The 10495-nt window shown below is 65.4% G+C and carries 11 protein-coding genes and 1 pseudogene; all 12 read left to right on the top strand.

What is annotated here, in order from left to right:
- Positions 1-895 (top strand): thiolase family protein (locus tag EOA24_RS14970; RefSeq protein WP_133374519.1); only part of this gene is annotated, 895 nt, incomplete at its 5' end.
- Positions 895-1335 (top strand): zinc ribbon domain-containing protein, encoded by a 441-nt coding sequence (locus tag EOA24_RS14965; protein ID WP_126078741.1) that lies wholly within the window; start codon positions 895-897, stop codon positions 1333-1335. The genes EOA24_RS14970 and EOA24_RS14965, both read left to right, overlap by 1 nt.
- Positions 1332-1784 (top strand): MaoC family dehydratase, encoded by a 453-nt coding sequence (locus tag EOA24_RS14960; protein ID WP_126078740.1) that lies wholly within the window; start codon positions 1332-1334, stop codon positions 1782-1784. Before EOA24_RS14965 ends, EOA24_RS14960 begins: the two co-directional genes overlap by 4 nt.
- The gene (locus EOA24_RS14955) at positions 1781-3025 is read left to right on the top strand and encodes an MFS transporter (RefSeq protein ID WP_127257533.1); all 1245 of its coding nucleotides are present in this window, start codon (positions 1781-1783) and stop codon (positions 3023-3025) included. The genes EOA24_RS14960 and EOA24_RS14955 overlap by 4 nt, the downstream gene beginning before the upstream one ends.
- A 52-nt stretch (positions 3026-3077) precedes the next feature.
- A complete protein-coding gene (locus tag EOA24_RS14950; RefSeq protein ID WP_126062400.1) occupies positions 3078-3932 on the top strand; it encodes a GntR family transcriptional regulator in 855 nt (284 codons plus the stop codon).
- A gap of 200 nt (positions 3933-4132) precedes the next feature.
- Entirely contained in the window at positions 4133-4909 is a 777-nt protein-coding gene (locus EOA24_RS14945; RefSeq protein ID WP_126078738.1) for an SDR family oxidoreductase, read from the top strand.
- A gap of 27 nt (positions 4910-4936) precedes the next feature.
- The gene (locus EOA24_RS14940; RefSeq protein ID WP_126078737.1) at positions 4937-5596 is read left to right on the top strand and encodes an L-fuculose-phosphate aldolase; all 660 of its coding nucleotides are present in this window, start codon (positions 4937-4939) and stop codon (positions 5594-5596) included.
- A gap of 105 nt (positions 5597-5701) precedes the next feature.
- Positions 5702-6703, top strand: coding sequence for a sugar ABC transporter substrate-binding protein (locus EOA24_RS14935; RefSeq protein ID WP_210211625.1), 1002 nt, complete (start codon positions 5702-5704; stop codon positions 6701-6703).
- A 68-nt stretch (positions 6704-6771) separates the two neighbouring features.
- Positions 6772-8298: a sugar ABC transporter ATP-binding protein gene (locus EOA24_RS14930; protein ID WP_189343213.1), complete on the top strand. Its 1527-nt coding sequence runs from the start codon at positions 6772-6774 to the stop codon at positions 8296-8298.
- Positions 8295-9326, top strand: coding sequence for an ABC transporter permease (locus EOA24_RS14925; RefSeq protein WP_126078736.1), 1032 nt, complete (start codon positions 8295-8297; stop codon positions 9324-9326). The genes EOA24_RS14930 and EOA24_RS14925 overlap by 4 nt, the downstream gene beginning before the upstream one ends.
- Positions 9323-10309, top strand: a complete 987-nt coding sequence (locus EOA24_RS14920; protein WP_127257734.1) for an ABC transporter permease — start codon at positions 9323-9325, stop codon at positions 10307-10309. The genes EOA24_RS14925 and EOA24_RS14920 overlap by 4 nt, the downstream gene beginning before the upstream one ends.
- 21 nt (positions 10310-10330) lie before the next feature.
- A pseudogene (locus EOA24_RS43015) lies at positions 10331-10495 on the top strand (kinase); the annotation flags it as partial.

The following is a 10495-nucleotide window of genomic DNA, read 5'->3' as shown; positions in this document are numbered from 1 at the left end:
GTCCGGCGCAGGCATGGTCTGGCGCGCGGCGGCCGCGATCGAGGCCGGCATGTGCGAGGCGGTGCTGTGCGTGCTCGCCAACAACCGCGAGGAGGTTGCACCCCGCTCGCCCAACCGCAATCCGATCCGCGAGTTCGACGTGCCTTTCGGCGCTTCGGGCGCCAACATCTCCTATGCGCTGCTGATGCAGGCGCATATGGCGGAATACGGCTCGACCGCGCGAGATTTCGCGCTGATCGCCGCGGCGGCGCGCGCCAGCGCGCAGCTCAACCCCGACGCCATCTTCTATGGCAAGCCGGCCGATGTCGAAGCGGTGCTTGCCTCGCCGATGATCGCCTCGCCGCTGCATCTCCTCGAAATCGTCATGCCGGTCGCCGGCGGCGAAGCGGTCGTCGTCACCTCGGCCGAACGCGCGCGGTCGTTGCGCAGGCCACCTGTCCATCTGCTCGGCGCCGGCGAGAAGGTCACGCACCGCGCGGTCAGCCAGGCCCCACACCTGACTTCCGGTCCGCTGAAGAGCGCAATGGCAAGGGCCTTCGCTCAGTCCGGCACGAAGGCTGACGAGATGGACCTTCTGTCGCTCTACGACTGCTACACGATCATGGTTGCGACGACGATCGAGGATGCCGGCCTCTGCGCGCCGGGCCAGTTCGGCGCGTGGCTCGGCGACCACGACCTTTCGCACAAGGGCGACAAGCCGCTCAACACACATGGCGGCCAGCTCGGCTTCGGCCAGCCCGACCTTGCCGGCGGCATGACCCATGTCGTCGAAGCGGTACGCCAGCTGCGCGGGGAGGCGGGTGAACGCCAGATCGGCAAGGCTTGGCTCGCGCTGGTCACCGGCAATGGCGCGACGATGAGCGAAGCGACCGCCCTGGTGTTGGGGGCCGCCTGATGTCCGTCGATCTCAACACCCTGAAAACCCCTGGCCCGACGATCACCGCGCTGTCCAGGCCGTTCTGGGATGCCGCCGCCGAGGGCCGGCTGACCATCCAGCATTGCGAGGGTTGCGGCAAGGCCGTCTTCTATCCGCGCCCGATCTGCCCGCATTGCTGGAGCAAGCGGCTGGTCTGGAAAGACGCATCGGGCAGGGGACGGCTCAAATCCTTTTCCAAGGTGCATAAACCCGGCCATCCCGGCTGGCTGCCCGCGGCACCGTATGTGGTCGGCCTGGTCGAATTGGCCGAAGGCCCGACGATGCTGAGCTTCATCCTGCCCGGCACACGGCCGCAACAGATCGGAGACATGCTGTTGCTTGCGCCGACCGCCATCGGCGGCCGTGTCCTGCCGGCCTTCAGACCAGTCGAACCCAGAGCAGAGGAGAAGCCGCAATGAGCATCGAAACGAAGGACGGTTGGGTGGGTGTCGTGAAAGGCCGTCCGCAGGTCGGCGCCTTCGCCGAGCGCACGCGACGCACAAGGATGAGCGACATCGAGGCCTTCACCGGCATCACCGGCGATCGCAATCCCCTGCACTACGACCGCGCGCTGGCCGAGAAGTCGGTGTTCGGCAAGCTCATCGTGCAGGGCGGCGTCACCTCCGGCATCCTCAACGCGTTGGTCGCCGAGGATCTGCCCGGCCCCGGGACCGTGTTCCTCGAAGTGGCCTGGAAGTTCGTCAAGGCCGTTGGCGTTGACGAGGAGATCACCGGCCGCGTGGAGGTCAAGGAAGTGCGCCCCGACAAGCCGATCTGCAAGATCGAGACCAGCGTGCGCAACGGCCAGGGCGAGCTTTGCCTGACCGGCACGGCCACGGTGTTCACCGTACCGCTGCAAGGCGCATGAGCACGGTCGGGGGCGGCCGGCTTGGCATGGCGGCCGACAGCGAGCGCTGGCGCGTGCTGTCGCTGCTTTGCCTGGCGGTCGTCCTGTCGCTGACCACGTGGTTCTCGGCGACCGCAATCCTTCCCGAATTGAAGCAGGAGCTGGCGCTGGGCGCCAGCGCCGAAGCCTGGCTGACCAATGGCGTCCAGGTCGGCTTCGTCATCGGCGCGCTGGTGGCGAGCCTGGTCAATTTGCCGGACCTTGTACGGCTGAGCCGCCTGATGGCGGCAGCAGCCCTCGTCGCTGCTTTAGCCAACGCGACGCTGCTCTTCCATCCCGGGCCGGGCGGTGTGATCGCCGCGCGCATCGTCACCGGCGCCGCACTTGCCGGCGTCTATCCGCCGGCGCTCAAGCTGGTCGCCACCTGGTTCGCGCGCGACAGGGGACTGGCGCTCGGCGCGGTCATCGGCGCGCTCACAGTCGGTTCGGCGCTGCCGCATCTCTTCCGCGCCGTCTCGACCGTGCTCGACTGGCGGCCCGTAGTCGCCGCGGCAAGCGTGGCCACCGCTGCGGGCGCGCTGCTCTTCCTGCTGTTCGCGAAGGAAGGACCCTATCCCTTCGGCAAGGCTATCTTCGAGCCCTCGCGCATCGGCCAGGTGTTTCGCGAAAAGCCGCTGCTCCTCGCCAATCTCGGCTATCTCGGCCACATGTGGGAGCTCTATGCCATGTGGGCCTGGCTGCTCGCCTATACGCGCGCGGCCTTCGAGGCGCAGGCGATCGGAACAGCCGCCACAGCCTCGCTCGCGACCTTCTTCGTTGTGGCATCCGGCATTCTGGGATGTCTGCTCGGCGGCTATCTGTCGGACCGGATCGGCCGCACCGCCACCACCGCCGGCATGATGCTCGTCTCGGGAAGCTGCGCGCTGCTGATGGGCTTTCTGTTCACCGGACCGCTCTGGCTGTTCATGCTGGTGGCCATCGTCTGGGGCGTGTCTGTGATCGGTGATTCGGCGCAGTTCTCCGCCGCCGTCACCGAGCTTACCGACCGCCGCTTCGTTGGTACCGCTCTGTCCGTGCAGCTCGGCGCCGGTTTCGCGCTGACGGTGCTTGCCATCTGGCTGACGCCGCGCTTCGCCGACTTCATCGGCGGCTGGCGCTGGGCCTTCCTGCTCCTGGTTCCCGGACCGCTTCTGGGGGCCGCCGCCATGCTATGGTTGCGAAACTTGCCGGAGAGCGTGAAAATGGCGGGCGGCCTCCGGTAGGGAGGCGCTGCCGCTTTTTGAGTCGCGGCAAATGATTTGCGGCGGGACCCGAATGGAACAGGCAACCAGAACGCGCGGGCGTCCTCGTTACGACCAGGAAGATGCCGAGGCGGCCGAGGCTTTCCGCTCGATCGGCTCCAAGGTTCAGCTCAACCGCGACGAGGCGGCCCCGCTCTGGGTGCAGCTGCGCAACCAAGTCGAGGAGGCGATCAACACCGGTCTGCTGGCAGCCAATTCGCGCATTCCCTCGGAACAGGCGCTTTGCGATTTCTTCGGCGTCTCTCGTCCCGTCGTGCGCGCCGCGATCGGATCGCTCTCCAATGAAGGCCGCATCATCAAGATGCCGCGCAAGGGCATGTTCGTCGCCGCTCCCCGCGAGCATGTCGACTTCATGACCGCCAATCTCGGCGTGTTCGACGATTTGACCGCGAAGGGCCACAAGGTCTCGACCCGCACGCTGGAGATCTACCGCTGCCCGCCGAGCGAGAAGGAGTCCAAGGTCTTCGGCATTCCCGCCAATGGCAGCGTGGTCCGCATCAGCCGCGTCTACATGACCGACGGCACGCCGATCACCATGACGCGTATCAGCCTGCCGGGGCATCGGGTCCCGGGGCTGGAGAACATCCTGTCGGAAAACCAGTCGATCTTCGGCACCATCCGCGCCGTCTTCGGCCTGACGGTGAAGCGTGCCGACCGCTGGCTGCGTGCCGCGCTTCCCACCAAGGAAGAAGCCGATCAGATGGGTGTCGCCGCCAACACGCCGCTGATCGAGATCGAGTCGATCGCCTATGATTCCGACGGCGCCGCGCTTGAATATTACGAGGCCTTCTACAACTCCTCTGTCGCCCGCATCCACATGGCGGTCGAGCAGCCGTCGGCGACGGTGAACGGTGTCGATCGCACCTGAATTGCGCACATCCAAAAAAGATTCCGTTTTCTGGTTATAACCAGATTGACGGACCCGGGAAGCTTCTGTAACGTCCCTGTCATGGGGTCGGGAGGAGCCTGACCCCGGAGGCATTATCAGGACGGCCGGCTTGCGGCGCCGCTTCGGCGGCGAGGGCAGCGTTTTGCCCGCGCTCAAGCCTGTCCTGATGGAGGACGTGCATGGATTACCGGTCGCAATTCGACCTGACGGGCGAGGTTGCCGTCGTCACCGGCGGCGCCAGCGGCATCGGTCTCGAGGCCGCCAAGGCGCTGGGGACTTGCGGCGCGAGGATCGTCCTGCTCGACATGAATGCGGATGGGCTGAAGGCCGCTGCCGAGGCGCTCCAGGCCGCTGGCGTCGCGAGCGTCGATGGCCGCGTGTTGAACGTTACCGATCCGCAAGCCGTCGAGGCGACGGCAACCGCAGTCGCCGCGGATTTCGGCCAGGTCGATATCCTGGTCAACAGCGCCGGCATCGCGCGCCTCAACACCGCGCTCGACACGCCGGACGAAGAATGGCGCCTGGTGATGGATGTCAACGTCAACGGCGTCTACTGGGCCTCGCGCGCCTTCGGCCGTTCGATGGTCGACCGCAAGAAGGGCTCGATCGTCAATCTGGGTTCCATGTCGGGGCTGATCATCAACCGTCCGCAGACCGCGCCGTCCTACATGGTGAGCAAGGGCGCCGTGCACATGATGACCAAGGCGCTTGCGGTCGAGTGGGCGAAGTCAGGCGTGCGCGTCAACGCGCTGGCGCCGGGCTATGTCGGCACCGACATGACGCTGAAGATGCGCGAGCGTCCCGAACTCTTCAACACCTGGATCGACATGACGCCGATGGGCCGGCTGGGCACGCCGCAGGAGATCGCTTCGGCGATCCTGTTCCTGGCGTCGCCGGCCTCGAGCTACGTGACGGGCGCGATCCTGTCGATCGATGGCGGCTACACGGCCTGGTGACGGACTGAGCAAGGATTGGAATATCGCATGACCGTTTCGGACCGAGATGTGCGCCAGGCCATCATCGACGCCTGCATCGAGATGAACGCACTCGGCATCAACCAGGGCACATCAGGCAACATCAGCTGCCGCCATGGCGAGGGCATGCTGATCTCGCCGACGAGCACGCCATATGACACGCTGGTGCCCGAGGACATCGTCTTCATGAGCTGGGACGGCGAGGTCGACGGACGCCTGCCGCCATCCAGCGAATGGCGTTTCCATCTCGACATCATGAAGGCGCGGCCCGAGATCAACGCAGTCGTCCACGCGCATCCGACCTATTGCACGACGATCGCCATCATGGGCCGGAAGATACCGGCGATCCATTACATGGTCGCGGTCGCCGGCGGCAGCGACATTCGTTGCGCACCCTACGCCACCTTCGGCACGGCGGAGCTTTCGGCGCACGCGGTGGAGGCATTGCGCGGCCGCAAGGCCTGCCTGCTTGCCCAGCACGGCATGATCGCCGTCGGGTCGAGCCTCGCCCAGGCGATGTGGCTGGCCGTCGAGGTCGAGACGCTGGCGCGCCAGTATCACGGCGCCCTGCAGATCGGCGAGCCGCCAATCCTGTCCGACGAGGAGATCGAAAACGTCATCAAGCGCATGGCGAGCTACGGCCTGCGCGACAATGACGCCGCTGCCTGAGCGGAGGGCTCTGCCCGAAGCGACCAACAAAGGGCTGGAGCAGCAACTGACTGTTTCGCATATCCTCCGGGAAGGCCCGGAGCGATCAACAAGGGAGGAAATGAAATGACAAATTCGATGAAAGGCCTCGTCAAGGCGCTCGCTCTGGGGTTGGCGGCGGCTTGCAGCCTGGCCGCCATCTCGGGCGCCAGCGCTGAGGAACTGTCGCTCAAAGGCAAGCGCATCGGCGTCTCCGCCATCGGCACCGACCATTATTGGGACCTGATGGCCTTCAAAGGCATCCAGGACCGCGTCAAGGAGCTCGGCGGTGAAGTCATCGCGCTCGACGCCGGCCGCAAGGACCAGCAGCAGATCGCGCAGCTGCAGACGCTGATCGCGCAGAAGCCGGACGCGATCATCGAGCAGCTCGGCAATCTCGAAGTGCTGAACCCGTGGCTGCAGAAGATCCGCGACGCCGGCATCCCGTTGTTCACGGTCGATACCGCGACGCCGCACGCCATCAACAACACCACCTCCAACAACTACAATATCGGCGCCGAGATCGCGCTGCAGATGGTCGCCGACATGGGCGGCAAGGGCAATGTGCTGGTCTTCAACGGCTTCTACAGCGTGCCGGTCTGCAAGATCCGCTACGATCAGCTGAAATATGTGCTGACCTCGTTCCCGGATGTGAAGATCGTCGAGCCCGAGCTGCGCGACGTCATTCCGAACACGGTGCAGAGCGCCTATTCCAACGTCACCGACATGCTGACCAAGTCGCCCGAGAAGGGTTCGATCGGCGCGGTCTGGGCCTGCTGGGACGTGCCGCAGATCGGCGCCACGCAGGCGGTCGAAGCCGCCGGCCGCAACGAGGTCAAGACCTACGGCATCGACGGCAGCCCTGAAGTCATCAAGATGGTGATGGATCCGAAGTCGCCGGCCGGCGCGGTCGCGGCGCAGCAGCCCTATGAGATCGGCAAGACCTCGGTCGACAATGCCGCGAAATATCTGGCCGGCCAGAAGGTGCCGCCCTTCACTTTCGTGCCTTCGGTGCTGATCAACAAGGAAAATGCCGTCGAAAAAGGAAAGCCGTTCCTCGACGCCGCCGAGAAGGCTGGCGTTAAATAGGACGGAACGAAACGGCGGGCAGCCGCGCCCATGTGGCTGCCCGTCACATCCAACCAGGATTGACGGCCATGCAGACAGCAAAGCGTGACATTGCTGTATCGATGACAGGCATTTCGAAACGGTTCGGTCCGGTACGCGCCTTGGAAAACGCGAACCTCGAGATCGCGCGCGGCTCGATCCTCGGCCTTGTCGGCCAGAACGGCGCGGGCAAGTCGACCATCATCAAGGTGCTGGCCGGCATCATCAAGCCGGACAGCGGCTCGATCCTCATCAACGGCGAGACCGTAACTTCGCTGACACCGGCCTCGGTCGAAAAGCTCGGCGTGCACTTCATCCACCAGGACAGGCTGCTGGTGCCTACCGCGACGGTCGGCGAGGCCGTGTTCCTCGGCCATGAGATCGGCCTTGGCCCGTTCGTAAGCCGCCGCGCCATGGAGCGCAGGGCCGCGGACCTGCTGAAGCGCTTCTTCGGCATGGAACTGCCGGCCGGAACGCTTGTGAAAGATCTCACCACGGCGCAGCAGAAGGTCGTGCAGATCACCCGCGCCTTGGCGCAAAAAGCCTCGGTGCTGGTGCTCGACGAGCCGACGGCGGCGCTCGTCAAGCGCGAGGTCGACAGCCTGTTCGACGTGCTGCGCCGGCTGCGCGACGACGGCATCGCCGTGGTCTTCATCTCCCACTACATGCAGGAAATCGAGAAGCTCTGCGACCGCGTCACCGTGATGCGCAACGGCACCGATGTCGGCACGGTCGACCCGCGTCAGACGCCGATCGACGAGATCATTGCGATGATGATCGCCCGCGATGTCGGCGAGATGTTCCCGAAGCGCTCGGTCAATTTAGGCGCGCCGGTGCTGGAGGTTTCCAAGCTTCGTCTCGGCGGCAGCTTCGAGAATATCGGTTTCAACGTCCGCGCCGGCGAGATCGTCGGCCTCACCGGCCTGCTCGGCTCAGGCGCCAAGGAGATCGTCCAGTGCCTGTTCGGCCTCAAGACTGCCGAGGGCGGCCGGGTCAAGGTCGAGGGGAGGGAGCTTGCCCTGTCGACGCCCGTCAAAGCGGTGCGCGACGGCATCGCCATGCTGCCGGAAGACCGCCGCGCCCATGGCGTGGCGCTCGGCCTTTCGGTGCGCGAGAACATTTCCCTGGCCAGCCTGCGCCGCTATTCCAAGAGCGGGTTGGTCAGCCGCGGCAGCGAGAACCAGGCGGTGGACAGTCTGATCAAGGAGCTGTCGATCAAGACACCGCATCGCGACGCGCTGGTGCGCGAGCTCTCCGGCGGCAACCAGCAGAAGGTGGCGATCGCCAAATGGCTGAGCTGCCAGTCGCGCGTCTATGTGCTGGACGAGCCGACGGTGGCCGTCGATGTCGGCGCCAAGGTCGAGATCTACAATCTTCTCAATCGGCTGGCGGGCGAGGGCGCGGCGATCCTGCTTCTGTCCTCCGACCTGCTCGAATTGGTCGGCGTCTGCGACCGCGTGCTGGTCGTCTATCGCGGCCGGCTTGCCGGCAGCTTCTCCGGTTCTGCGATGAACAGCGATGTGCTGCTGGCGGCTTCGTCGGGCGCACGTTCGACCATGGATGGAGTGGCTGCATGAGCGCGACTGTCCTCCACACAGACGTCGGTGTTTCCGACGAAAAGCAGGCCGCGGCCAAGAGCGCCGGCCGCCGCTTCGGCGCGCTCGTCGTGCGGCTCGGCGCGATCGCCGCCTTCGCCGCGATCATGGCTTATTTCGTCGTCTTCGCGCCGGGCTTCACCTCGACCTTCAACCTGATCAACGTCGTCGAGCAGTCGGCGATCCTGGGCGTGCTCGCCTATGGCATGACCGCCGTCATCATCGGCGGCGGCTCCGACGTCACCGAAGGTGGCATCGACCTTTCGATCGCCGCCAATATGGGGCTTTGCGCCGCGATCTATGCGACGCTTCTGTCGATGGGCTATGGCGATTTCCTCTCGGTGATCGCGGCCATTGCCGTCGGCATGGCGGTCGGCGCGCTGAACGCCCTTGCCGTGGTCGGGCTCGGCATCCTGCCGCTGCTCGCAACACTTGCCGTGCTCAATGTCGCGGCCGGCATGGAACTCACCCTCACCCAGAACACGGTCGTCGGCGCATCCTCCCCGCTGCTCGGCGTGCTGGTGTCGGGCAGCTTCCTCGGCATCTCCGCGCTTGCCTGGGCGCTGATCGTCTTCTCCGCCATCATGATCGTGGTCGTTCACGGCACGTCGTTCGGGCTCAGGCTCTACGCCGTCGGCGGACACCCGGAAGCGGCGCGCGCGGCGGGCATCAGCGTGCCGTTCTACGTGTCCTTCACCTATGTGCTGAGCGGCTTCTGCGCGGCGGTGGCGAGCATCCTCACCGTCTCGCGCCTGTCGGCCAGCACGCCCGGCTCCGGCGAGCTGCTTCTGTCGGTGCTGGCGGCGGCGCTGCTCGGCACCGTCTTCTCGCGCCGCTTCGTGCCGACCATGGGGGGCACGCTGCTCAGCGTGTTGTTCATCGGCTTGCTCGCGAACGGCTTCCAACTGCTCAACGTCTCCAGCTACTGGGTCAACGGCGTGCAGGGCGCGCTGATCCTGCTGGTGGTGGCGATCACATCCTTTGCCCGCGGTTCGGAGGGTTCGCGATGAGCATCTCGGCCAATGAAACCACCGCCAAGGTGAGCCTGCGCGGCTTCCTCGCCAAATACAGTGTGCTCATCGCCTTCGCGGCCATCGTCATCTTCTTTTCGGTGGCGAGTCCGACTTTTCTCACGCCGGCCAACCTCTTCAACGTGCTGGTCAACAATGTCGTCATGCTGGCGATCGTGGCGCTCGGCCTCACCATCGTCATCTCGTCGGGCGGCATCGATCTCTCGGTTGGCGTCTCGGTCGACATGGCAAGCATGATCTTCGTCATGCTTCTGGCCGCCGGCTATAGCGGCATCGTCGGCGTCGCTGGCGGACTCGGCGCCGCTTTGATCGTCGGCATCCTCAACGCGATCCTGATCACCAGGCTTAACATCAGTCCGTTCCTGGCGACGCTCGGCGTCCTCTTCATCGGCCAGAGCACGCAGCAGCTCGCCACCAGCGGCGGCCAGCCGATTTATCTCACGAGCGGCTATGCAGCGGACCAGTTCAACGCCATCGCCCGCACCGCTCTGTTCGGCGTACCGACGCCGGTCATCGTGCTGATCGTCCTTGTCTTCGCCGTTCATGTCCTGCTGCATCGCTCGGTCTTCGGCCGCTATGTCCAGGCGATGGGCGCGCAGCCGGGCGTGGCCTGGTATTCCGGCATCCGCGTGCCGCGCGAATTGTCGATGGTGCATGTTCTGTGCGCGCTGCTTGCCGGCGTCACCGGCATCCTCTTGTCGGCGACGGTGAAGTCCTACGTGCCGCTCTCCGGCAATGCCTTCCTGCTCGACGCCATCGGCGCCACCTTCATCGGCACGACGCTCAGTCGCGAGCGCAAGCCTTCGGTCATCGGCACGCTGCTCGGCGTGCTGCTGCTCGCCATCGTCAAGAACGGGCTGCTTTTGGTCGGCTGGAATTTCTACTGGCAGCAGGTCGGCATCGGCGTGCTCGTCTTCCTGGTGCTGGCCGCAAGCTTCGGCCTACGTCGCGCCGCCCATTGAATTCGAAAGGTCAAGTCAGCCATGCCCCAATTCGACGTCAGCTCGATCGGCTTCTACGTTCTCGACATCCTCGGACGGCCGGTCTCGCGTATCCCCGAAGGCGGTCGCGCCGACTATATCGAGGAGATCCGCATGACGGTCGCCGGCACCGCCGGCGCGACCGGCATGGACTGCGCCATCCTGGGC

Origin of the sequence: Mesorhizobium sp. M2A.F.Ca.ET.039.01.1.1 (assembly GCF_003998035.1) — a bacterium.
GTDB lineage: Bacteria > Pseudomonadota > Alphaproteobacteria > Rhizobiales > Rhizobiaceae > Mesorhizobium.
The sequence above is the reverse complement of the archived record's forward strand: the minus strand, read 5'-3'. Positions and strand labels throughout refer to the sequence as shown.

What these genes read in the sequence shown, in the direction of transcription:
- EOA24_RS14940 (WP_126078737.1), top strand. Translation starts at nt 4,937, where the DNA reads ATGACCGTTTCGGACCGAGATGTGCGCCAGGCCATCATCGACGCCTGC.
- EOA24_RS14930 (WP_189343213.1), top strand. Translation starts at nt 6,772, where the DNA reads ATGCAGACAGCAAAGCGTGACATTGCTGTATCGATGACAGGCATTTCG.
- EOA24_RS14965 (WP_126078741.1), top strand. Translation starts at nt 895, where the DNA reads ATGTCCGTCGATCTCAACACCCTGAAAACCCCTGGCCCGACGATCACC.
- EOA24_RS14920 (WP_127257734.1), top strand. Translation starts at nt 9,323, where the DNA reads ATGAGCATCTCGGCCAATGAAACCACCGCCAAGGTGAGCCTGCGCGGC.
- EOA24_RS14955 (WP_127257533.1), top strand. Translation starts at nt 1,781, where the DNA reads ATGAGCACGGTCGGGGGCGGCCGGCTTGGCATGGCGGCCGACAGCGAG.
- EOA24_RS14925 (WP_126078736.1), top strand. Translation starts at nt 8,295, where the DNA reads ATGAGCGCGACTGTCCTCCACACAGACGTCGGTGTTTCCGACGAAAAG.
- EOA24_RS14960 (WP_126078740.1), top strand. Translation starts at nt 1,332, where the DNA reads ATGAGCATCGAAACGAAGGACGGTTGGGTGGGTGTCGTGAAAGGCCGT.
- EOA24_RS14945 (WP_126078738.1), top strand. Translation starts at nt 4,133, where the DNA reads ATGGATTACCGGTCGCAATTCGACCTGACGGGCGAGGTTGCCGTCGTC.
- EOA24_RS14950 (WP_126062400.1), top strand. Translation starts at nt 3,078, where the DNA reads ATGGAACAGGCAACCAGAACGCGCGGGCGTCCTCGTTACGACCAGGAA.
- EOA24_RS14935 (WP_210211625.1), top strand. Translation starts at nt 5,702, where the DNA reads ATGACAAATTCGATGAAAGGCCTCGTCAAGGCGCTCGCTCTGGGGTTG.